We start from the raw sequence: 22,708 nt of genomic DNA, 5'->3' as shown, positions 1-22,708 counted from the left end.
TTGTTCTGTATTGGTGCGGCGCATCAGTCGGCCTTGCCCATGATGTTTTGTGAATCTGGAGATCTATAACCAGGGGCTAGAAGCGCATTCTTTACGCCATAAAGCGCCAGGTGATCTTTCAGCCAGAGACGGTACTCGTGGCCCCGCAGGCTGTGGTCGGGCGAGCAGTCGACGCTCCAGCGCAGCAGCATGTAGCCCGCGACGGCGGCACGGAAGCGCATGCGGATCGAGCCGTCGGCCATCCCGTAATCCCTTTTGATTATCTCGGGGCGCTCAAGTCGTGGGTGCGGCACGAAGTCCAGCTCCACGATGCGCGTCCACTGGATGTCGTTATCAGGGCGCTCGTTGGCACGTGGCTCATCGTTGAGCAGGGTTGGCGCTTCGATGCGGGTGATGATGAAGTCGCGAAACTCGGCGCTCTTGCGGTCGAAGGCGCGGACGTGCCAGCACAGGCCTGTATCCACCAGTGCAAACGGCACGATGACCCGCTCGGACTCGCCGCTGCTCATTGAGTGGTAGCGAACGGCGATTGGCCGTTTGGCGTGGATCGCCCGGCAGATCGGGGCAAGCACATCCATCCTGGGGTTGTTCAGGGCGGAGGGTGACTCGCACGGCAACAACGGTTGCGAGTCGACATTCACTCCATCACCAAACCCAAGAGCAAGGGCCGACAAGACACGCTGCGTCGCGTGTTCGAAGAGCGGAGCGAACGTCTTGCCGATGCGGTAGATCTTGTTGCTACCGTCGAAGCTGATGTTCTGCGGCGCAATCTCGCGGTACAGCCCTAAATCGCGTGTTGCCCCCGCAGGCGCAACGCCAAAGCGCTGGATCAAATCGGGGCGACCAATCTCACCGAAGAAGTAGAGTCTGAAATCGATGTAGGCGATCCGTTCGCGCAGAGCGTGGTTCAGGTTGTCGATACGCTGGGGGGACGTCACTGATCGATCCTGTTCCAAGGTGGACGCTCAAAGAACTGCGGATAGTTTTACGTCCGCAGATTGCCAAGCGTTCCATATCATCAAAATGATGACATTATTCCCTGCAATACGGATGTGCGCAACCAAAGCCGTGGGCCCGCCTGTGAGGCCCGAGCACGGAGCCCGCAACGATTTAGTTCCGCGCTTCTGCTGCTTGGTTTTGGGGCGTTCGCGAACTTCGGCACAGGTGCAAGGCTAATCCCACGCCAGTACTTCATACATGGCTTCAAAGCCTTGGCGCAGCAGGCACCCACCAAGCCACCGCCGCCCACGTGTCGCGCGCTGTCGGCATCGAGCATGCGTTTGGCGTGGGCTTTACATGGGCAAAAGCACTCAAGCAGCCGCTTGGCTGCGATGATCGGCGTGGTCGCGGAGTCACCTGGGCCAGCGGCGCGGTGATGTGCATGCGTAACGGTGCAGCTTTGTTGTGCGTTTTACGACTTCGTAGGCGGGAGGGCGTCGGGTATCGCCAGCAAGCTGGCTATGGAGTGCTGCTGCAGAACGCCGGTGCAGTCACGCCGTCATAGGCCGGAATGAAAGATCAGTGACCGGATTGCGGGCGAAAGCATGGGCTTAAATTCTGCATGGTTGGGATGGCGCTGCTTGCGGCGATTCCGCATGTATCAGGTCAAATCGTCGAAAAGCTTCATACTTGGGCGGGCGTCCGTACCAGCGACGGAACTGCCTGAGTATTCCGCGACGATTGGTACATTCAATGCCCCTGAAAGCTCGCCAGGGCCTCGCTGTGCGCACCGCAGGTGTGCGCAGCGTAGCCTCTGCCTGAATGGTTAGTGTTGGCCTTGTAGGGCCGCTGGAAGGGTTTTAGCTGCGAGGGTTTTTTCCAGCAACTTTCCCTTCCACCAAACCCTCCGGAATGAAATCCATTGCGCGTCCCGAAGGGCGCGCAACAGAGCCGAGGAGCGAGGGCCGAAGGCCCGAAGTGACGTTGGCTCTGGCTTATCAAAGCTCCCCGCCTCCACCTCCTTCAACAATTCCGGAATCAAGACTCTGCGCGGCCCGAAGGGACGCGCATCTGGACCCAAGGTGCGAGGGCCGAAGGCCCGAGTGCCGTTGGGTCCAGGCTCGGTACGTCCCAAAGTGCAGGCCGCATAGATTTTAATCTTCTTCGTAGAAGAAGATTGCTCTTGATCTGTAGCTTCTATGGAGCGGCTGACATTTTGCCTCCCATATCACTGGGGGCGCTTGAAGCAGCTACTTTCGCAGCCGTTTCGCGCCGCAGTTTATCGCGACGCCTGCGTTGACTATCCCGGTTCTGCCGACGCCTGCGATCAGCGCGCGGGTCACCCGAGCCGCCAATTGCGATCAGCTTGCGCGTCACCTTACGCTTGAGCGCTGAGCATTGCACCGCGAACTGACAAGAATGGCACGGTGCACCGCGCTCGTTAGTCCGATTGCCGATGCATGCAGGAACATAGGCATCAGACGCTTTGCCCACATCGGCTGACTCGCCGACTAGCGCCATCGCATCACGCATCAAATCCGGATCAAACATCGTCCCGGCACGCTCTTCCGTCAATGGGCCGCCCACGCTGAGATATCGTGCCAACCGTGCAGGACGATCTTTGGCGTACAACACATCGGCATGCAACATCCGCATTGCTGCCGCATGGACGGGATCGTCGCTAATCGGCTCGACAAAAAACCGCTCATCCCAATCCGGCAAGAACAATCGCTCACTGGTTTCAGCCCATGTAGGGTGTCCACGCATCCAGCCGTTGAACAACTTCCCGGAACACAACTGGTTGGGCAGCGGAGGCTGCTTGGCTTTCCGGCCTACGATCCAGCGCTCCATGATGATCTCGCAGAACAGATCGTATGGCATGTTTCGGGAATCTGCTTCCTGTCGGGCTTGCCACAACGAAGTCATATCTGCCAAGTCGTTCATAGCAAAGCTAGCTTCCACGGGCTGCTTGCCGGGCGCTTCGTTGGCGCTGAAATGGCGCGCCCACACACGTCGGTAGGCAGCGATGTAGTCGCTGGTGAACTGCTGGGTGGCTTGCAGTGGTGTCATGTACCGATGGCTGATCCATCGGGTTTGATGGCATGCGGCCTCTTTGGCAAGCAGTTCCGGTGCGATGTATGTTCGCTGGAAGCCCCCTTCGGCGACGCGTCGCTGCTCGGGATCAGTGGTAGCGAGCACCTTGGCGTAGATGCTGTTCCGGCGATGTGCCTCGACCCGGTTCTTGACGGACTTCTTTTTCCGCGCCGGGTTGGTCCGCTTGGTGGTCTTGCTGGTCTTGGTCTTGGTTTTTTCCTTGGTCGTCATCCTGATTTCTCGGTGTGTAGAGATCAGTGTTATATCGAGGGAACTGACGAAGCTAATCTGTGTGTTTATTTTTCATTCATAATATAATGGGTGCCGAATTTCATATTTAAAAACATAGGCTTATGCGACGCTCTCTATGGAGTTGCCCGCCCCGGTGCTCCACTTCGCCTGCAACGGATAGCGATTCCGGCATCCCATCTAGGACTTCTGTCGTGGACACGGGTCATCCGCATTCGCGCGCTGCGGGAACGCAGTGCACCAGGGCTCCTCAGTACGCACCTGCCGCACTCCGTATCGCATCGCTACATGGGTAGCAGTGAAGGTGTAGGCGAAGCACCAAAAGCTGCACAGCCAGTCTGGCGTGCGTTGAAAAGCGACGTTGTGTGCGATTGCAATCGGTGTAGTCAGAACATGCGTGCAATGCCGAATCGGTTGCATTTGAGCCTGGAAAACGCACGTCGCACTGAAGCGCACCAGCGTGCTTGTGGGGCGTACTTCGATCCGGGGTTGCGATGGATGCGTGTAAGGGTGGACGAAGCACCATGAGCGTTACAGACGTTCTGGCGTGCCCCCCCAATCCGAAGTCATGAATCGCGGGAATCAATCCAGCCGAGCTCCGCATGCCCAGCAACGCAAAAGGCGCGCTGACATCGCTGCCAACGCGCCCTTGTACGTAACGATTCGACGATCAGCGCGGGCGAATACCAAAGCCCAGCAACACCGCACCGGCGACGGTGAATGCTTGTCCCAACGCAAGTGCATGCGCATTCGCGACGTTGCTGTATCCGTTCGCACTTGGATTGATCAGGAAGTACAAGCCCGCGCACAGCGCGATCACGCCCAGCCCAATGCATGCGTCGGTTGAGCCCTTGCTCGGATTGGTGGGTGCTTCAGCTTGCAGCTTGGCTACTAGTTCCTTTGGCAGCTTGGCGTAGCACTTCGGGCAATTGGTGGACTGCCGATTGGACGGAATCGCGGCTCCGCATGCGCTGCACTGATACGGATTTCCGCCGCTGTTAGCATCTGACATTGCTATTTCCCCTTGTTTTAAGTGTTTCGTTCAACGCGTTCCGCCAAGAATGTTCAATCGGCGTTGGACGGCGGTGAGCCCTGGATCGATTCCATGAAGCCAGATACATGCAGCATCTGATCACCAGTAAGCGTGTAGACCGTGTCGCATGTACGAATTTCGACAAGCTTGGCTTTGCTGAACGCCACGGCTTCGTTGTAGCTCAGCGGTTTTCCAAAGGAGAGGATTGCAAATCCTCGGTGAAAGACCGGAGGCATGCTGGCGGCCATTGATGAAGGCTTTCCGTCCACCAACAGATCGACGCTGGTACCCGCACATTGCGCGTTGTACCGCATGTCGTAGGTCACCATGGCATTGATGGTGAAAGTGTCGCTTTTGTCCGTAGCGCGATTGCCGGCGACGATGTTGCTGAGATCAAACGTGACACCTCGCCGACCTGGCTGCTCGATGCTCGAGAGCTCGAACTTGATGGTGTTGCTAGAACGGTCTTTGAAGCGGTCGTACTCGCGGGCGATGTTTTGTGACCACGCAACGGTGGGCAGTGCGGCGAGCAGCAACAAGCTAGGAACCAAGCGCATGACAGTCCTTTGGTGGGGCATCCGTGATTGATGAAGATTGAGGTTCGATGGTCTGGGCGCCCCTTGCGACCGACACGACCCCGTGCAAAGCTATATACCGTAACGGTAAATGATTCTACTGCTGAGGTATATACGTCATGCTCTTTGAGGTTCAGTCACCGTTGCCTGCTTGTGTCCTTGCCCGAAGTCATAACCGCCACCTTTGCCAAGCGCTTGAAAGAAGCTCGCGATCTGCGGGGTTTGTCGCAGCGCGCGCTGGGAGGGCTCGTGGATAAGGGCGGCGACAAAAATCGTGGCGCGATTCGGGTCAATCGCTACGAGCAGCAGGTCAATCAAGCCGATATGACCAAGGCGGCAGAGCTGGCCCAAGCGCTCGATGTTCCGTTGGCGTTCTTGTTCGCCGAGGACGACGATCTGGCTGCTGCGATTCTTGCCTTTGCGAAGCTGCCTGCTGAGCAACGTGCTCGTATGCGGGCGGAATTGGAGCGCTTGGCGGGCCAGCAGGGTTCGTAATCATTGCGGGCCAACGTCACGCAGCCAACTTCGCAACGGCTGCTGCGAGCGTGTCGGGTGCCAGGTGTGCATACCGAAGCGTCATCGTGATGTCGGCATGGCCCAGTAGCTCGCGGACAGTATTCAGATCGACACTTGCGCGGACTAATCGGGACGCGAAGTGATGGCGCAGGTCGTGGAATCGGAATTGCTCGATGCGGGCATCAGCCAACAGCTTCGTCCAGCCGGTTTTTACGTCGTTGACGTTGAACACCCGTCCGATTCGTTGTCCACCAGTGCGGGTCGACCAGCGTTGTAGTACGTCCAGCGCTTCGATGTTCAGCGGGATATGGCGCTGGCGCCCTGATTTCGCGTTCTCAGCCCGGATCGTCAGCATCTTGGCTTCCAGATCGACATCCGCCCATGCCATCGACAGCAGTTCACCACGTCGCATGCCAGTGTTCATGGCAAGCAAAACGACCGGCGTCAGATGATCGCCATAGGTGTCTGCCGGGATAACGGGATACAAGTCTTCTTGTCGCAGCGCGCGCCAACGGTTGCCTGATACGCGGGCAGCAATCATGTTGCGATCCCGTGCAGCCATGACCGTACGCAAGCGCGCTTCTTCGTCCAACGACAGATAGCGAACGACCTTGCGGGACTGTCCGCCCTTGATGCGCATGCCAAACAGTGGATTGGTCGCAATCAGCCCCCAGCTGACCGCTTTGGACAGCGCAGCCCGCAGACAGGCTAGATCGCGTGCCGCAGTCGAGCGAGTAGGCGGGGATTTGGTCTTGCCGGTCGGGGTAGACAAACGCAGCTGTAGCCATTGATCAGCCCATGCGGTGTTGAAGCCAGTCAGCGGGTCGTCCAGATGTTCGGCGAAGACTTGCTCCAGCCGATTGGCGTACATGTGGCCGCGCTTGAGTTCCAGCGTCGCCCAAGCCCGATATCGCTGATCGATGAAGTCTTGCAGGGTAGGGGCGTTGGACTTGCTGTGTCCGATCCGGGGTAAACCCGATTGCAGGTACTCAGCGATGGCGTGAGTGGCTTGGGCGCGGGCAAGATCCAACGGGATCGCAGTCGTAGGTCCGATGGTGCGTCGCTTCCCGTGCGCCCAAGACACGATCCATGCTTTATGGCCCGATGGCTGCACCCGCAAGATCAGTCCTCGTACCTGGGCATCCCGGATCTCATAGGGGCGCTCTTGTGGTTGATAGGTCTCGACCTGGCGTTTGGTCAGCTGGATACGCATTGAACCGGCTTCCGTAAGTTGGCTTACCGCCAAGATAGGACGCCGGGATGGGCGGAGGCTGGATGCGGATCGTCCACGTTGGCTGACGTGGGGCAGTGATGTTGTGCGGTGATCCGCTGCCGGAGCTTTCAATTGTCCCGGCGTGCGGGCCTGTTGATAGGCAAGTTGTGTTTGTGTTGTTGTTTTGGTCCTGCCGCGCCGTTGGCAGGCTGACCGAGCCCCTCGCTCGGCGAACTGTCCTGCGAGTCCAGCTAGGGGCTTTTGCGTGGCGCGGGCAACAGCGCTATGCTCGGTTCACCGCGTGGGGCGGTAGCTCAGCTGGGAGAGCGTCGCGTTCGCAATGCGAAGGTCGGGAGTTCGATCCTCCTCCGCTCCACCAAGTCTTCAAGCAAAGAAGCCGCATCGGATGATGCGGCTTCTTTGCGTTTTTGCGCTGGGAACCGGTGTTCTGGCTATTTTTTCGCCATGCGGCTGTGCGGCTTCTGCGTCTGAAGCCTCGCTACACAAGGCATTTCGGGGAATTTTCGGCGGATGTGAAATTTTTTGTGAAATTGTCTTGCCGAAACCGAAATAGCTCCGTAATATACGCCTCCTCGACGGCAGCAACGCCGACGAAAACAAAACAAAGTGGCCGAGTAGCTCAGTTGGTAGAGCAGGGGATTGAAAATCCCCGTGTCGGCGGTTCGATTCCGTCCTCGGCCACCAAAATTTCAAAAAGCTCGCAGAAATGCGAGCTTTTTTTGTTTTCAGAATTGCTCGTCTTGTGTGCCAATCCCAGGTGCGGATCTCTGGGGATGACAGGCTGGTATGGCGGTGCCGGTGGGTGCACGCTCGCTCTGCCCGGGGGCGTCATCCTGAGCGTTTGGGGTGCTCGCTGGCTTGGGCAGGTTTACCTCTGTCGCACAGGGCACGGTTAACCAGAATGGGCAGCATGTTTGCCACTGTGCCGCTCAGCGCGCAGGGTCTGTCTGCTGGTGCCGCTGTTTGCAGAGGTTCTCCGCTGGCTGCGGTGAGGTATAGAACCAAACATGATTGGACGCTGGCGTCTGCGCTCGGAATTCTTTCCGTCTTGTTGGTGCTTGTGTCGGCCATGGAGGCAGCATGGACAGTGGTGAGGATACCCGGGCGATATCCGAGCGCATCCGCTCGGCCAGGGTGAACTTGGGTTTGTCGCAGACCGAACTCGCCAAGGCAATTGGCGTGAACCGGGCAACGGTTGGTCATTGGGAACGCGGCGGTGCATTCGCGCCGAGTCGCGCACATCTGCAGGCACTCAGCACGACGTTGCAAGTGAGCCTGGATTGGCTTGCCAATGGCGAACAAGGGCGCATGGTTGCGGTGGTGGATACCGCCGGGCCACCTTCATCCCGCGCCGTGGCTGAAGAGGAAATGCTGGAACTGTCACGGCAATTGCCGATGTCGTTTGTCGCCCAGGTGGTAGCGCTTATGGCCAGTATGAAAGCCTATTTCTGAGTTGCCATCAGGTTGGGAAATCGCTGCTGTGCATAGCGCAGCAAAGCGTTTGCAGCGCAGGCCGGGATTGTTTCTATTGAGGGTGCGGACGGTGCAGCAACGCAGCCCCTGCCGCCGATGGTCATGGCAGGTGTTGCTAAAAGGCGCGAAACGCGTTTGCTCGCGATATCCATTGCTCATGACGGTCGTAGTGGTTCCATCCCCCCCAAGAAGGAGTACTGCAATGTCTGACAATCGTACGCTTCCAAAAGCCCTCTCCGCGCTGGCAATGGTTGTAGCTGGTAGTGCGGCCGGCGGTGCATTCGCAAACACGGTTGATTCTCCGTCGCTTGACCAGCAACTGGTTGCAGCAACACGTATCAGCCCGGCCACAGGTACAGCTGGCTTTACGGCAGTGGTGGGTGACAACGCGCAAGCTGAAGACGAACCCAAGCACGTTGATGAGATCCATCACCACGGCGTGGTGTCGCAGGCTGCGCTGGAAGATGACGCAAGCTTGGGCTCAGACGCGGCCACATTCAACGTTTGACGCGGTGATGGTCCGGCAGCCCCGCATGGTCGGGGCTGCCGTGTGCGATGCGGAGCTGACAAGGACTGAGCGTGAATATGGGTGCGGCGATCAATCGGGCAGTGAGTAGTACGGATGCGGTACGCGGTTTGTTGGATATGGCGCGAGCCGCAGGCAATGCCGCAGCCGTTGCGGACACCATGTTGTGGGCCAGGTTGGACACGATGCGGCAGCGTTTGTCGGCGTTGTTTGCAGCCGGTCAGGGCCAGCTGCTGGTGGAGAACCTGCGCGCGAGTTACGCGCAGCTGTCGCCAAGACACCAGGCTCGGGTCCTGCTCAGTCCCGAATTCTGCGACAGGGGCATGGCATGGGAGCACGCGTTCAGAAGAGCGTCGTCCGCGAAGGATGGTGTGACTGAACTGCTACTTCTCGATCAGCTTAATCCGTTGTTGGACATCCATGATCTGGTTTCCAGGGAACTGGCGCTGGCGCAGGTGGCGTCAGGGTTTGATAGTCCGTATCTGCAGCAGGCCCAGCAGTGGGAGGTGTACAGCCCTGCAGGAGACATCCTGGCAGCCAAGGATGATCGTGGTGATTGGGCTATCCGGTCATTACCGATAATTGGAGACTGCGTAGCGATCGATCTGGAGAGTCCCGCTGCGAGGTTCCATGAAAGTAGATCGGGTGTGCTGAGTCAACGCTGCCTTGCGTTCACTGCAGACGAGCGTACGGCGCTCGTTTTCAAGCTGGAGCAGGCGTTGCAGATGATCGACCAGGCCGAGCCGGTCTATGGCCAGATCGTCCGCACGTTTGTGCGGCGGATCATTGTCCGCAAGTCTCAGGAGGAAAGTGAAACATCCGTGCATCATGGTTCCGAACATGCCGTGCGTCACCCAGGGTCGTTGCGTCTGTTGAATGTGCATCGCCAGCAGGTGAGCATCGAAGCCTGCATGGAATCAGTTATGCACGAGAGTACGCACAGTTTTTTGGGGGCGTGGGAACTGGCGAACGGTTTTTTTGCTGCCAATGACGACAGCTGCCGCGTTGTATCGCCTTGGTCGGGCAACCCGATACCAGGCTCTTCCTTCATCCATGCCGCATTCGTCTACTACGTATGTCACCGGATGCATCGGAAGCGACTTGGAATCGCCGATGGCCTCAACGACCAGGTGCATGCCTATCTCACGGAAAGGCTGGCGGTATGCGCCGCGGGGTTTCTCGTGCAGCAGCGGTTGAGCACGCTTTTCCTCGGGCGCGCACCGTTGAATCCTGAACTTGGCGCGTTGCTTGATGAAATGCAGGCAGATATCCGTAGCGAATATCGCGTTGGAGCTGCTCATGAATAAGATCACAATCCTTCACGCCGATGCAGAAGATCCGGTGGCCAGGATTGCCGCCACACTTCGCGACAGTCTCGATGTGGAGATCTTGCAGGTGGATGCATTGCTGCCCCGTTTAGAAGTCCGAGCTTGGCCACAGATGCTGCACTTGGCCGTCGAGGGTGATCAGGGCAGTACCTCTGGCCCGGGTCACGTCATCAACAGGTTGTTCAGCCTTTCCGGAACCGGAATAGGGCGCTATCTCAAGACGAACCGACGTGATGAGCGGTGGTTGCATGTGCGCCTTCAGAACTATTTTGCAGGTGCGATGAGCCTTGCTTACGACCAGGGCGTACGTGGTGTGTCGCGCTCATTGCTGCCGCTGAACGCGCAATGGTTGTCGATTCAACAGGCGCTTCCCTCCATCCGCGTTCCTCGCTTCAGCTATGGGTTTGGTTATCAAAGGCCGGATATTGCAGGGCTCGACAACCCCATGCAGAAGTCAGTCTGGTCACTGTTCGACTGGAAGGAAGAACATCACCTGCCAGCGGCGGAAGAATCGCGGCACCAGTTTTTCGTTGAGCGTCCGTTCGGCAAACCGTTGATTGCATATTTCTTCGGCGACAGTGTGGGTCGTTCGGATCAACCTGGCGGGGCAGGAACCGCCGACGACGCTGAGCTGCAGCGGATATGCTTGGCGGCGCGCAAGGCTTTCCGCGCCGAGGCCGGTGAGTTGCTGCTGTACCAGCAAACGCAAGGGCTGGTGTTCCATGCGTTCTCTCCTTACATGCGTTCCGCACAGGTGCTTCCACAATTCGAGCTGGACGCGATTGCATGGCTGCAGGCGCTGTCATCGGCGCGTGGGTCGGTACTTGCCTGCTGACAAGCTGCTTTCTGCAGCAACAAGACGGTGGGTTTCCGGAAGATTGTTTGACGTAGCGAGGATAGGTAATGATTGCCCACTATTTTGCGTTGGCTCTGCGCAACCTGTCCAAGTCGCCAATGATGAGCGCTGCGCTATTGGTCGCGTTGGCGTTGGGGGTTGGAGCAAGCATGACCATGCTCACCGTGGTCAGGGTGATGTCATGGGATCCACTGCCCGGGCGCAGTGCACAGTTGTACCACCCGTTCATTGATCCATTGCCGCTGACGGCCAAGCCCCGAGAGGGCTCCGATCCGCGCATCTCCCTGACCTGGGTGGATGCGAAGGCCTTGCTGGATGGCGGGCCCGCGGACGGGCAAGTGGCCTTGGCCAGTGGCAGGGTGCTGCTTCCCGCCCAGTCGCCGGGTGATGATCTGTCCTATGTGGAGGGCCAGTTCGCGACGTCACGGGTGTTCGACCTGTTTGGCATCCAACTGCTGCAAGGCAGCGGATGGACCGACGCCGATGACGCCGATCACGCCAACGTGATCGTGCTCAGTGCCAGCCTTGCGCGGCGCTTGGCCAGCCAAGCGCCCTTGGTCGGCCAGCAGATAACGTTGAGCGGGCATGGTTTCAGGATAGTTGGCATTGCCGCCGACTGGCTGCCTGCGCCTCGCTTCCACACCGACATGCAGCGCGATGTGTTTGCCGGCAAGGACGACTTCTTCATTCCGCTTGAAACCGCCATCGCTTTGGGCCTGGAAGTGCGCAATGCCATTTTCTCCTGGGGTGACGTTGTCAACTCCAGCAACCTGCAAGGACCATCGGCGACCTGGTTGCAGTTCTGGATAAAGCTGGACAGCGACAGGAAACGCGATGAATACAGTCAGTTTCTGCAGAGCTACGTGCAGAGCCAAGCCGATTCAGGGCGGTTCCAGCGGCCGCAGATGCCGGCCATCCTGCCGTTGCGCGCCTACCTGCAAGCACGTCATATCGTGCCGGCTGAGGTGAAGCTGCAGCTATCGCTGGCGTTGGCTTTCCTGTTTGTCTGCGTGGTGAATATCTGCGCGTTGTTATACGCGCGCTTGAGCCGACGCAATCATGAAATCGCAATCCGTCGTGCGTTGGGAGCCCGGCGCGTGGATATCGTGCTGCAGTTGGTGATTGAAGCGTTGCTGATCGGTGCGCTGGGAGGTGGCTTTGCAGTGCTGGTGGCAGAGTCGGGATTGTGGTTCCTGCGCACGCAGCCCGATGGCTACGCTGCATTGGCGGTGATGGATTGGAGCATGGTGCTGGTCACGCTGGCGATGGCTTGCGTGTGCAGCTTTATTGCTGCCGGACTGCCCGCGCTACGTGCCGCGTCTACCCGTATCGTCATGCAGATGAAGGCCGCGCAATGAACGTATCGCAGTTGCCCTTGGTTGCCAGAGCGTTACGTCGACACCGTTTGATCGTCGTCATAGTCGCCTTGCAGGTCATCGTGACCGTGGCGGTGGTGACGAATATCGCGTTCTTGTTCGTGCAGCGGTTAGGGGCACTTTCTTACCATACCGGGCTGGAAGAGTCGGGGCTGGCCATCATCGAGGGAGAATTTGTCGGTGACGCTGTGGGTCGGGTTGCAAGCGTGGTGCAGGCAGATCTGCAGGCGTTGCGCGAGCTGCCCGCTGTCTCAACGGTCGCAGCGGTTTCATCATTGCCGCTAGGGCAGAGCGGTTGGACGATAGGTGTGACCAATCTTCCCAGTGATGGAGCCGATGCGGTGGGTCTGGTCGATACCAGCGTTTCTGTGTTTGCGGTATCAAACGGCGGATTGGCAGCGCTGGGTTTGCGCCTTGAAGCCGGTCGCGATTTCAGTGCCGATGCCTACGTTCCAATGCGCGCCGATGATTACTTCTCGGGCCTTTACCAGGCAGGGGAAGTGATTGTCTCCAGAGCGACTGCTGATCTGTTGTTTCCAGGTCAGGATGCGGTGGGCCGGATAATGTACGCCGATGGTCGCCATCCGCTGCAGATCGTCGGTGTGGTGGCGCATCTTGCGCGGCCGGTGTTGAGCGCCGGGGGCGACAACGACGTCAGCGTGCTGCTTCCGTTGGTCCCCGATGCTGCGCGTGTGATCTATGCGGTCCGCACGGAGCCTTCGCATCTGCAGGCCGTGCTGGCGCAGGGTGGCATTGCGATGAAGCGGGTGGAGGGCAATCGGGTGTTGCGGCGCTCGATCGGCTACCCAGACCTGCGTCGAAACTATTTCAGGCACGACATGACGATGGCTGCGCTGTTCATCGGTGCAGGTTGTGCATTGCTGCTGGTCACCGGGATAGGTGTCTATGGACTGGCTAGCTTCTGGGTGCGGCAGCGCTATGTCCAAGTCGGCATACGCCGTGCGCTCGGCGCGCGCAGGCGCGACGTGCTGCAGTACTTCCTGTCGGAGAGTTTGATGATATCGGTCTTCGCGGGGCTGCTTGGCGCTGCCGCTGGAGTGCTGCTGAATCTGGCGCTGGGGCGTTTCTATGAAGTCCCTGTGATCCAGCCGGTTTATTTGCTGGGCGGCGTTCTGGTAGTGGTGCTGGTTGGGCAGGTGGCGACATTCATACCCACCTGCCGTGCTGTCAATGAAGAACCCGTTGTGTCCCTTCGTGGTGATTGAGTAGTTGGATTCAGTGCCCCTAGTTGCCCGGTACCCGTGCTGTCAGCAATCGCCAGCGGGTTGCCGGATGCACTCGGCTGCACCCGGCGTTGCTCAGGCGCCCGGCAACAAAGGCCGCAGTACCGGCTACAGCTGTTCGCGGCGCCAGCCGCCCAAGGCGGCTGGCCATTCGCCGCCTTCAAGCAGTGCTTCCAGGTGCTTGCGCGATGCCAGTAGACCCTCGGTCAGTTCCCGCTCGGCGCTGCGCTTGCTGGCCGCCAGCGTGATGGCGCAACCGGAAAACCAACGCCAGGCATTGGCCCGGGCCGCCGAGATCGCTGGCGTCGCGGTCAACTTGGCGCTCGAGGGCAAGGCTGAGCGGCCCCTGCGGCGTAATGGTCGCCTTGCAGGGCGCCCGGGTGCGCATCGAGGGCGTCCGTATCGCCCAGCTCGATGCCCTACGCGAAGGTGGCCTGCGTGACATGGTCTCGTCCAAGGGCCTGAAGGATGCGCTGCTGAAGCTGGCCCAGGCCAAGCACATCGCGCTGCCCGGCGACCGCAGCGTGGCCCTGCTGCGCGTCGGCCACGACCAGCCCGGCCCAGACGGAATCCAAGCATGCGACAAGATCCTTTCGGTAACCAAGGCAATGGCGGTCAACGTCGGCGGGGTGGCGGCCTGTTAGGGAGTATCCGCTGGGTGATCCTGCTGGGCTTCGCGGTCCATGGTGGCTGCTGTTACTTCGGCAACTGCTCGGTGGACCGGTAAACCACCGAGTTTGCACCAATAGACGTTCGTGGTGCCTATCAGCTCAGTGCAATAAGGCTCTGAAGCGGCCGGAGGCCGGCGAGTGCGTTGTGTGTGTGCCGCCAAAAGTCTGTCCCCGCTTGCTTGCCGCGGCAGACGACGGTACAGCTGTTTGCTGTTCGTGGCTGGCATGGTTCGAAATGCCTAGGACGGCTAAAGATGACTAAATACAGAAGTATCTATTGCCTATGTTGAAGTCATGGATCGCGCTGGATGGGCTCGGACGCCTGAAACAGGGATTGAGAATTCCTTGTCAGCGGGTCGATGCCGTCCTCGGCCACAAAAATCTCAATGGATCGCAGAAAAGCGAGCCCTTTTTTGTTGTTCGCTTTCAGTGGTTCTGCATCTGTATAAGCGATGTGCTCGCGTCCTTTGTGCAATGCGCAGTCGACGTCACAGATCTGCCAGCCCTGGCGGATTGGTCTGCGAACGCGGCACGGCTTCCGATTGCAGGTTCCAGCGTGCCAGCGCGGTGGCGTAGTTGCCGTTGTCGATCTGGGTGTTTAGGCTCCGGGTGATGGCTGCGGCCAGTCCACTGCCTTTGCGGGTGGCTACCGAGATGGACGCTGCGTTTGGCCAGCCACCGGGGAACAGGCCAACCTGACGCACCTTGCCGTCGCGTGCGGCGTAGGCGCCGGTGGCATTGGGCTCGAATGAAACGTCCGCACGTCCGGTGATCACCGCCAGACGGCCAACGGTTGGATCGTCGAGGTATTGATACTCCACCGGCGCCAATCCGGCGGCTACGTTCTGTGCATCCCACTGGCGAAGTATCTGGTCCTGGTTGGTGCTGGCGCCTACGACGACCTTCAGCCCAGCAACGTCGCGCGGCTGGGTGATTGCTCGAATCGGGCCGCCGCTGCGGGTATAGATGCCGAGCAGGTCGTAGCGGTAGCTGGAAAAGTCGAACTTGCGCTTCCTGCTCTCGGTGACGGTGATGTTGGAGATCACCGCGTCGTACTTGCCCGACTCCAGTCCCAACGGCCAATCCGGCCAGGCCACCGGCACTAGGTTCAAACGCAGGCCTAGCGAATCAGCGATCAGTCTGGCGATGTCCGGTTCAATGCCGATCACCTGCTTGCCATCGGCGGTGTAGTCGCCCAGCGGTAGCGCGCCAGGGGTGGTGGCGATGGTGAGGGCGCCCGGCGTGGCGAAGACATGGTCTTTCGGTAGCAGGGCGATTGCGGCAGTGTCGGCGTGCGCATGCGGCACCGGTTTGTCTGCTGCATCCGGCGCAGGCGCGGCGACGGCGTTGTCCGGCGCTGCGCCCGCGCGGGTGTAGAGGATCAACCCGACACCTGCGGCCAGCGCGGAGATGACGATGAGCGTGCCGAGATGGCGGCGGATGGGGGCAGGCATGGTGGGCTCCGATGGCTGAAGTGGGTTCAAAGCACGCTTGCAAGAAACTCGGCGGTGCGGGCCTGTCGTGGTTGTTCGAACAGCTGTGCCGGTGTGCCCACCTCCACCACACGGCCGCCTTCCATGAAGACCACCTTGTCTGCGATGCGACGCGCGAAGCCGATCTCGTGGGTGACGATCACCAGCGTGGTGCCCGAGCGGGCGAGTTCCTCGATGAGTGCCAGCACTTCGTTGACCAGTTCCGGATCCAGTGCCGAGGTGGGCTCGTCAAACAGCAACACCTTGGGTTGCAGTGCCAGCGCCCGGGCGATGGCGACGCGTTGCTGCTGACCACCAGAGAGTTGGCGTGGATAGCTGTCTGCCTTGTCCAACAGGCCAATACGCGTCAGCAGCGCCAGCGCCAATGATTCGGCGTCTGCCTGTGTTGCGCCGCGTACCGCGATTGGTGCCTCGATGAGGTTCTGCAGGACGGTCAGGTGCGGGAACAGGTTGAAGTTCTGGAACACCATGCCGATGTCGGCACGTCGCCGGCGTACATCGGCTTCTTTCAATTCATGCAGGACATCGCCGTCGCGGCGGTAACCGACCAGCTCACCGTCGACACTGACGAAGCCGGCGTCCACCCGTTCCAGGTGATTGAGGGTACGCAGTAGCGTGGATTTGCCGGCACCAGAGGGGCCGATGATGGCGGTGACGCTGCCCGCGCCAAGCTCCAGTGAAACGTCATCGAGTACCTGCAGCTCCGCGTAGAACTTGTCGACGTGCTGGATCGAGATGCTGCCGCCTGCGCGCAGCGCCAACGGCGCGCTGCTTGCCGCCGGCGGGCGTCGGTCCCGCTGCCTGCGGGGGCGTGCGTTGCGATTGCTCCCACGTGCGAACGCCCGTTCAACACCGACCTGTATCACCGACAGGAAGGTCAGCAGCACCAGGTACCAGACGGTGGCCACCATCAATAGCGGCACGACGTCCAGATTGCGGCGGTAGATCACCTGGATCGTGTAAAACAGTTCCGGCAACGCCAGTACATAGACCACCGAGGTGGCCTTGGCCAAGCCGATGATGTCATTGAAGGCGGCCGGCAGGATGCTGCGCATGGCCTGTGGTAGCACGATACGGCGAACTTCGCGGTGACGCGGCAGGCCGAGCGCCGCAGCGGCTTCCAGTTGGCCTGGGTCAACCGACAGTATGCCGCCACGGATGACCTCGGCCGAAAATGCAGCCTGGTTCATCGCCAAGCCAAGGATCGCGGCGGTCAGCTGGGTGATCAATTGTGTGGTCGGGTAGCGGAAAAGCAGGATGTCGGTGAACGGCACCTTCAACTGGATGGTTTCGTACAGATAGCCCAGGTTGTTGAGCAACAACAACAGCACCAGCAGCGGGATGGAGCGGAACAACCACACATAGCCCCAGGACAGGCGCGCAAGCAGTGGCGAGCCGGAGACGCGCGCCAAGGCCAGGGCAGTGCCCAGCGCGAACCCGAGCACGGTGCCGCTGGCGGTCAGCAGCAGGGTCAAAGCCAGACCCTTGAGTACCTGGTCAGCGAAGAACCACTGGGCGAAGACCGACCAGCCCCAACGCGGGTTGCCAAGCACCGATTGCATGATGGCCAGGAGGATGACGATGGCCGCGACGGTGCCGAGTGCGCGCAGCGGATGGCGTGCGGGCACGATGCGCGGTGTGGCAATGAGGGTTGCGTGGTCGGCGTGCTGCCGGAGCTGCGCGAGCGTCTGTGCGTTCATCAGGCGTGGGCTCCCGCAACGGTAGCGAGGTTGACTGTGTTGCTGAGCTGCTTTTCGAACGGCAGGTGCACGACGCGTTCTGCGGCTTCATCCAGGTCGAACAAGGCTTGGTAGCCATGCTTCAGGTACAACTGCACGGCTTCGGGTTGACGGAATCCAGTGGTCAAGTAGATGCGCTCATAGCCTTGTCGGGCTGCATTGCGCTCCAGTTCGGCAAGTACGCGCGATGCAATGCCTTGGCGGCGTACGTCGTGACGGGTCCAGATGCGTTTGAACTCGGCGGTGCCCGCATCGTGATGGGCCATGAAGGCGCCGCCAGCGATGGCCTGGCCATCGCGCAGAAACAGCAGGAACGCGCCGTGCGGTGCGCTGAAGGCGGCGGCTGGGTAGCGCTCAAGCTCCTCACGGGCGCTGCCACCAATCTGCTTGATGACATCGCGGTAGCGATCGCCGTATTCCTGCTCCAGGCCTTCGAACAGCGGTGCAGCCCGGGGGTCATCCACCGAGGTGAGGACGAAGTGTTCGCTCATGCCGGCTGCTCCAGGAATCGTTCGGTGAGGTGGGCCCAGTAACTGGCGGCCGGAACGATGCTCGCGTCGTTGAACACGTAGCGCGGGCTATGCAGCGGCGCGCTGTCGCCATTGCCGACGAATAGGAAGCTGCCCGGGCGCTGCTGCAGCAGGAAGGCGAAGTCCTCGCTGGCGGTACGCGGCGGCAGCTGGTCTATCACCGCATCGGCACCGAACAGCTGCCGTGCAGCGTTGCGCGCGAAGGCGGTTTCGGCAGTGTGGTTGAGCACACTGGGGAAGCCCACCGGGAAGTCGATCTGCGCTTCCGCGCCGAAGCTGCTAACCAGTGCGGTAGTCAGTGTCTGGATACGTTCGCGCAGGTGCTGGCGGACTTCGGGCAGGAACGCGCGGACGGTCAGCTTCAACTCCACGCTGTCGGGGATGACGTTGGCGGCGTTGCCACCGTGGATGGCACCGACGGTAACCACCGCCATCTCGCGCGGGTCGACATTGCGCGACACCAGGCTTTGCAAGGCGGTCACCAGATGCGCCGCCGCCAGGATCGGGTCCACGCCGATATGCGGCTCGGCACCATGTCCACCCTTGCCGATGATGCGGATGCCGGCCCAGTCCACCGACGCCATCGCCGGGCCATCAACAAAGCCAAGCCGGGCGGCGGCGATCCCTGGCCAGTTGTGCAGGCCGAAGATCGCATCGACCGGGAAGCGCTCGAACAAGCCGTCTTCGATCATCCGGGTTGCGCCCTTGCCGGTTTCTTCGGCCGGTTGGAACACCAGCTGCACGCTGCCTTCGAAACGACCATGGCGGGCCAGATGGTGGGCGGCGGTCAGCAGGATGGTGGTACGGCCGTCATGGCCGCAGGCGTGCATCAGCCCTGGCGTACTGCTGGCGTATGGCAGGCCCGAGTTCTCGCTGATCGGTAACGCGTCGAAGTCCGCACGCAGCCCGATGCTGCGCGTGCCGCTGCCGCGGCGCAGCGTGCCAACCACGCCGGTGCCGCCGACGCCGGTGGTCACGTCATAGCCCCAGTCCGCCAGCAGATTGGCGATGCGGGCACTGGTGCGGTGCTCCTCGAATGCAAGCTCGGGATGCTGATGCAGGTCGTGGCGGATGGCGATGGCCTGATCCGCAAAGGCGACGATATGCCGGTTGTGGGACGGGACTGGGCTGGTCATCGGCGTGGCTCAACTCGCGTTGCGCAGGGCTGCCTGCGGCTGTTCGGCATGGCGGCTGGTCTTGTAAGGCAGGCCGAGGTGTTCGCGCAGTGTCCGTCCCGGCAGGTCCGGCTGGTGGTAGCCACGTGCCTGCAGGATTGGCAACACGTACTGGACGAAGTCATCCAGGCCCTGAGCCTGCACCGGGAAAGCGAGAATGAAGCCATCGCAGGCATCGGCCTGGATCCAGCGGATGATTTCATCAGCGACTGATTCGGCACTACCGATGAAGGCACTGCGCGGGGTCACCGACTGCAGCGCAACCTGGCGCAGGGTTGCTCCCTGTTCGCGGGCTTGCTGTTTGATGCTGTCGGTTGTGGAGCGGAAGCTGTTGCTGCCCAGCTCGCCAAGCTCGGGAAACGGGCCGTCCACGGGGTACTGGCTGAAGTCGTGGTGGTCGAAGAAACGGCCGAGATTGGCAAGCGCATCATCGATATCCGCCAGCGCCACAATCTGCTGATACTTGCGCTCCGCTTCTTCGGCGTCGCGGCCAACGATGGGCGAAATGCCAGGCAGCACCTTGACGTCGGTAGCGCTGCGCTGGTGGCCGAGCGCGGCCTGCCGCACCCGTTGGGTGAAGGTGCGGGTGGCCTCCAGCGAGAGCGATGGGGTGAATACCGCATCGGCATACTTGCCGGCCAGGCCGATACCGGCATCGGAGGCGCCGGCCTGGAACAGCACTGGTTGACCCTGCGGCGAACGCTGGATGTTCAACGGGCCTTCTACCTGGAAGAACCTGCCCTTGTGCGCCAACGGGCGGAAACTGCCCGGGCTGACATAGCGGCCGGTTTCGCGGTCACGGACGAAGGCATCGTCATCCCAGGAGTCCCACAGTCCCTGCGTCACCTGCAGATATTCATCGGCGATCTCGTAGCGCAGCGCGTGGTCGGGATGCGCACGGCCGTAGTTGCGGCCTGAACCTTCCAGCGGCGAGGTGACGACGTTCCAGCCCGCGCGGCCGCCGCTGATCAGGTCCAACGAGGCGAACTGGCGCGCGACGGTGAACGGATCGCTGTACGAGGTGGACAAGGTACCTGCCAGGCCGAGCCTGGTGGTGGCCGTGGCCAGAGCCGACAGAATGGTCAGTGGCTCGAAGCGGTTGAGGAAGTGCGGGATGGATGTCTCGGTGATGTACAAACCGTCGGCGACGAAAGCGAAGGCAATGCCGTTTGCTTCGGCTTTGCGCGCGATGTCGATGAAGAAGCCCAGGTTGACGCTGGCATCGCTGGGATTGGAAGGGTGCTTCCAGGCGTTTATATGGCCGCCAGGCCCTTGCAGCATGATGCCGAACGGAATGGGACGTGATGGAACAGCGCGAGCTGCTACAGGGTTTGAGGTGGTACTCATCAGGCAACTCCAGGGCGGGGGAGGGCGTCGGTAGCCGAAGATCAGTCAGAGCAGCGCGGGTTCGGGCTGGTTGGCGGTAGTTGCCGCTGCGTTGGTTGCGGACGATGGCGTCTGCGGCGGTGTGGAAGGGGCCAGCAGCTCCAATGAACGTAGCCGCACCTGGGCATCGGCGACGGGAGCATCCAGTACGAATTCCTCGATGCCGAAGTAGGTATGCAGGCGATCCAGTTCGCCGCGGACATGCTGTGCCGTGCCGGCCAATACGCTGGGCTGCAGTTCTTCCACGTTGTAGTCGGTGATGCCGGCTTGCCGTGCATAGTCGGCAGCGGCCTGTGACGAGGGCAGGTTGATCGTTTGCCTGTCGCCGAAGTGCAGCCTGTGGATGCGCAGCTCACCAATGTGGCGAGCGGCTTCGGCAGCGCTATCGGCGGCAAGTGCGATGACGGCGAGCAGGGGTGCGAGATTGCTGGCGCGGCGATAGGCAGAGAACGCGCGCTCGATACTGCGGGCATCACCGTCGAACTGCCCGGCATAGACGAAGCGCCAGCCCAGGCTGGCAGCAAGCTCGGCACTTTCGACGCTTGCACCCAGCAGGAAACGTTCTGCCTGGACGCCAGCGGTGGGCGTGGCAATGGCATCGGCGTGGCGATGCCACGGCGGCAGGTTGCCGCTGAGGAAGCCCTCCAGATCGGTGAGCTGCTTGACGAAATCCAGTGGCGTCTCACGACCATAGGCCAGGGCCTGGCTTGCGGCCGGCAGCCCGCCCGGTGCCTTGCCAACACCGAGGTCAACCCGGCCCGGGGCAAGATTGGCCAGTAGATTGAAAACCTCGGCCACCTTGTACGGGGAGTAGTGGCGCAGCATCACACCGCCGGTGCCAATGCGGATGCGTTGGGTCTGCGCCAGCACGAAGGCCGCCAGTACTTCCGGTGCGGGCCCGGCCGACTGCGGGAGTGCATGGTGCTCGGCAAACCAATAGCGGTGGTAGCCCAGCTGCTCGGCGCGTTGCGCCCGCACCACGCTGTCGCGCAGCGCCTGCTCGGCGGTGCTGCCATCGGCAACGAGGCTCTTGTCGAGGATGCTCAGGTGATAGGTCATGGTCGCCGTGCTGGTTGGGTTGCCGACGCGTTGCTGCGCGGACAAATGGGGTATCAGGGATGTGGCTGGGCGATGCCGTACAGCTCGCCCAACGTGGCGAAGATGCGTTCGGCACCGGATACGTATTGGCGCGCGGCGTGGTGGCCGCTGGCATGTTGGCTTTGGACGTCGACAGGCAACACCAGCTTGGGTAGCGACTGATCGGCGTCACCCACAAAGTCGATCACTGCATCACGCGGGCGCTGGAAGCCGACATGGCGCACATCCAGTTGCTCGCGCAGGCCGGGCAGTTGGGTCAGCGCGCCTTCGAGCAGAAGGGAGTGGCGACAGAAAAAGCGTTGATCCTCGATGGCGGGATCCTGGAACTCTGGTTCCAGCAGCAACAGGATGGGTTTTGCAGTGGACGTGATTGGCATGGGGCTGCTCGCTTGCGGCAGGGACAGCGTCGGCGCTGTGGATTCATCCTAGGCAAGCGCTTGGCCGGCGGCGCTGTGCAACTCGTCAATCAGCGGTCAGATCCGGCCATGACCATGCGCAGTAGGAATAAGTACATGCCATTGCTGGTTGGCGTTGAGTGTTGCGCAGATGATGGCTGCAGTTACCGCAGAAACCTGCGGCAGCCTGCCTGGCTGTGCTCAGGCAATCCTGCGCAACTGTGAACCCCGGGCGACACCCAGAACATCGGCCGCACGCTCGGCGGCCAGTGCAATGCGTTCCTGCAGCTGGCCTGCAGGCCGCTGGTCAGCGTCGAAGTCCGCAGCGGTTGCATAGACCCCGATTGGCAGCGTCAGTGCCTGCAGGAATCCGAACAGTGGCCGTAGCTGATGCTCGAGCATCAGCGCATGGCGCTCGCTGCCACCGGTGGCTGCCAGCAACACCGGTGTGTTGATCAAGGCATCCATGTCGATCAGGTCGAACAGATGCTTGAACAAACCCGGGTACGCGCCGCGGTAGACAGGTGCGGCGGCCAGCACAAGATCGGCATTCTCTATCCTGCGCAGCTGCAGCTCGACCTCGGCAGTCAGCTCACTGCGCTGCAGGGCGCTGCCCAGCGGGCGGGCGATGTTGACCAGCTCCACCAGCTGGATGTCCAGTGGCAGATGCTGCTGCAGCTGTTGCAGGATGCTCAGCGCAAGGCTGCGGGTGCGCGAAGCGGACGAGGTACTGCCGATGACGGCGACGGCTTTCAGTGCGGTGGACATGCGCGGCTCC

General features: G+C 60.9%; 22 protein-coding genes and 2 tRNA genes. 10 read left to right on the top strand and 14 right to left on the bottom strand.

Translation table 11 applies throughout. The features are described from left to right. Window positions 1-23 precede the first annotated feature (23 nt). The 4 genes from AC13FW_RS06710 to AC13FW_RS06695 form a co-directional block, all read right to left on the bottom strand. Window positions 24-938 (bottom strand): helix-turn-helix transcriptional regulator, encoded by a 915-nt coding sequence (locus AC13FW_RS06710; RefSeq protein ID WP_482988590.1) that lies wholly within the window; start codon window positions 936-938, stop codon window positions 24-26. 1,198 nt (window positions 939-2,136) lie between these two features. Next, on the bottom strand, window positions 2,137-3,264 hold the full coding sequence (locus tag AC13FW_RS06705) for a hypothetical protein (protein WP_482988589.1): 1,128 nt from the start codon (window positions 3,262-3,264) through the stop codon (window positions 2,137-2,139). Between the two features lie 688 nt (window positions 3,265-3,952). After that, on the bottom strand, window positions 3,953-4,294 hold the full coding sequence (locus AC13FW_RS06700; protein WP_482988588.1) for a hypothetical protein: 342 nt from the start codon (window positions 4,292-4,294) through the stop codon (window positions 3,953-3,955). Between the two features lie 53 nt (window positions 4,295-4,347). Next, complete coding sequence (locus AC13FW_RS06695; protein ID WP_482988587.1) at window positions 4,348-4,854, bottom strand: hypothetical protein; 507 nt, start codon at window positions 4,852-4,854, stop codon at window positions 4,348-4,350. Between the two features lie 195 nt (window positions 4,855-5,049). Here AC13FW_RS06695 and AC13FW_RS06690 point away from each other — a divergent pair, with 195 nt between their 5' ends. Further along, window positions 5,050-5,385 (top strand): helix-turn-helix domain-containing protein, encoded by a 336-nt coding sequence (locus AC13FW_RS06690; protein ID WP_482988586.1) that lies wholly within the window; start codon window positions 5,050-5,052, stop codon window positions 5,383-5,385. Window positions 5,386-5,401: 16 nt separating this feature from the next. Here AC13FW_RS06690 and AC13FW_RS06685 read toward each other — a convergent pair whose 3' ends face one another. Further along, entirely contained in the window at window positions 5,402-6,619 is a 1,218-nt protein-coding gene (locus AC13FW_RS06685) for a tyrosine-type recombinase/integrase (RefSeq protein ID WP_482988585.1), read from the bottom strand. A 303-nt stretch (window positions 6,620-6,922) separates the two neighbouring features. Between AC13FW_RS06685 and AC13FW_RS06680 the strand changes: the two genes are divergently transcribed. The 8 genes from AC13FW_RS06680 to AC13FW_RS06645 all read left to right on the top strand — a co-directional run bounded on the left by AC13FW_RS06680 (window position 6,923) and on the right by AC13FW_RS06645 (window position 13,425). Continuing rightward, window positions 6,923-6,998, top strand: a tRNA-Ala gene (locus AC13FW_RS06680). Window positions 6,999-7,248: 250 nt separating this feature from the next. Continuing rightward, window positions 7,249-7,324: transfer RNA gene (locus AC13FW_RS06675), tRNA-Phe, on the top strand. A gap of 396 nt (window positions 7,325-7,720) precedes the next feature. Beyond that, window positions 7,721-8,092, top strand: coding sequence for a helix-turn-helix domain-containing protein (locus tag AC13FW_RS06670; RefSeq protein WP_296248702.1), 372 nt, complete (start codon window positions 7,721-7,723; stop codon window positions 8,090-8,092). A 223-nt stretch (window positions 8,093-8,315) separates the two neighbouring features. Continuing rightward, window positions 8,316-8,621, top strand: coding sequence for a hypothetical protein (locus tag AC13FW_RS06665; protein ID WP_296248704.1), 306 nt, complete (start codon window positions 8,316-8,318; stop codon window positions 8,619-8,621). Between the two features lie 71 nt (window positions 8,622-8,692). After that, on the top strand, window positions 8,693-9,946 hold the full coding sequence (locus tag AC13FW_RS06660; RefSeq protein WP_482988584.1) for a hypothetical protein: 1,254 nt from the start codon (window positions 8,693-8,695) through the stop codon (window positions 9,944-9,946). Beyond that, window positions 9,939-10,802, top strand: a complete 864-nt coding sequence (locus tag AC13FW_RS06655; protein ID WP_296248708.1) for a hypothetical protein — start codon at window positions 9,939-9,941, stop codon at window positions 10,800-10,802. The genes AC13FW_RS06660 and AC13FW_RS06655 overlap by 8 nt, the downstream gene beginning before the upstream one ends. Window positions 10,803-10,870: 68 nt before the next feature. Further along, entirely contained in the window at window positions 10,871-12,181 is a 1,311-nt protein-coding gene (locus AC13FW_RS06650) for an ABC transporter permease (protein WP_482988583.1), read from the top strand. Continuing rightward, a complete protein-coding gene (locus AC13FW_RS06645; protein ID WP_482988582.1) occupies window positions 12,178-13,425 on the top strand; it encodes an ABC transporter permease in 1,248 nt (415 codons plus the stop codon). The genes AC13FW_RS06650 and AC13FW_RS06645 overlap by 4 nt, the downstream gene beginning before the upstream one ends. A gap of 126 nt (window positions 13,426-13,551) precedes the next feature. On the opposite strand, the gene AC13FW_RS06640 is transcribed toward AC13FW_RS06645, so the two are convergent. Beyond that, window positions 13,552-13,758 (bottom strand): hypothetical protein, encoded by a 207-nt coding sequence (locus AC13FW_RS06640; protein WP_343229769.1) that lies wholly within the window; start codon window positions 13,756-13,758, stop codon window positions 13,552-13,554. Window positions 13,759-13,799: 41 nt separating this feature from the next. On the opposite strand from AC13FW_RS06640, the gene AC13FW_RS06635 reads away from it, so the two are divergent. Beyond that, window positions 13,800-14,087, top strand: a complete 288-nt coding sequence (locus AC13FW_RS06635) for a hypothetical protein (protein WP_482988581.1) — start codon at window positions 13,800-13,802, stop codon at window positions 14,085-14,087. Between the two features lie 515 nt (window positions 14,088-14,602). On the opposite strand, the gene AC13FW_RS06630 is transcribed toward AC13FW_RS06635, so the two are convergent. From AC13FW_RS06630 to msuE, 8 genes are all read right to left on the bottom strand, one after another. Then, on the bottom strand, window positions 14,603-15,568 hold the full coding sequence (locus tag AC13FW_RS06630) for an ABC transporter substrate-binding protein (protein ID WP_482988580.1): 966 nt from the start codon (window positions 15,566-15,568) through the stop codon (window positions 14,603-14,605). A 26-nt stretch (window positions 15,569-15,594) separates the two neighbouring features. After that, window positions 15,595-17,307: an amino acid ABC transporter permease/ATP-binding protein gene (locus AC13FW_RS06625; RefSeq protein ID WP_482988579.1), complete on the bottom strand. Its 1,713-nt coding sequence runs from the start codon at window positions 17,305-17,307 to the stop codon at window positions 15,595-15,597. Further along, on the bottom strand, window positions 17,307-17,837 hold the full coding sequence (locus AC13FW_RS06620; RefSeq protein ID WP_482988578.1) for a GNAT family N-acetyltransferase: 531 nt from the start codon (window positions 17,835-17,837) through the stop codon (window positions 17,307-17,309). Before AC13FW_RS06620 ends, AC13FW_RS06625 begins: the two co-directional genes overlap by 1 nt. Then, window positions 17,834-19,012 (bottom strand): M20 aminoacylase family protein, encoded by a 1,179-nt coding sequence (locus tag AC13FW_RS06615; protein ID WP_482988577.1) that lies wholly within the window; start codon window positions 19,010-19,012, stop codon window positions 17,834-17,836. Before AC13FW_RS06615 ends, AC13FW_RS06620 begins: the two co-directional genes overlap by 4 nt. A gap of 9 nt (window positions 19,013-19,021) precedes the next feature. Beyond that, window positions 19,022-20,398 carry an LLM class flavin-dependent oxidoreductase gene (locus AC13FW_RS06610; protein ID WP_482988576.1) on the bottom strand — a complete coding sequence of 459 codons (1,377 nt, stop codon included), beginning with the start codon at window positions 20,396-20,398 and terminating at the stop codon, window positions 19,022-19,024. A 45-nt stretch (window positions 20,399-20,443) separates the two neighbouring features. Further along, window positions 20,444-21,541 carry an MsnO8 family LLM class oxidoreductase gene (locus AC13FW_RS06605; RefSeq protein WP_482988575.1) on the bottom strand — a complete coding sequence of 366 codons (1,098 nt, stop codon included), beginning with the start codon at window positions 21,539-21,541 and terminating at the stop codon, window positions 20,444-20,446. Between the two features lie 8 nt (window positions 21,542-21,549). Further along, window positions 21,550-21,912, bottom strand: a complete 363-nt coding sequence (locus AC13FW_RS06600) for a DUF3088 family protein (protein WP_482988574.1) — start codon at window positions 21,910-21,912, stop codon at window positions 21,550-21,552. A 219-nt stretch (window positions 21,913-22,131) separates the two neighbouring features. Beyond that, the gene (gene msuE, locus AC13FW_RS06595; RefSeq protein WP_296248730.1) at window positions 22,132-22,698 is read right to left on the bottom strand and encodes an FMN reductase; all 567 of its coding nucleotides are present in this window, start codon (window positions 22,696-22,698) and stop codon (window positions 22,132-22,134) included. Window positions 22,699-22,708: the final 10 nt, after the last annotated feature.

This window comes from Stenotrophomonas sp. 21LCFQ19, from assembly GCF_056861425.1.
Note: the sequence above shows the minus strand (reverse complement) of the source record. Positions and strands in the feature narration are given on the sequence as shown.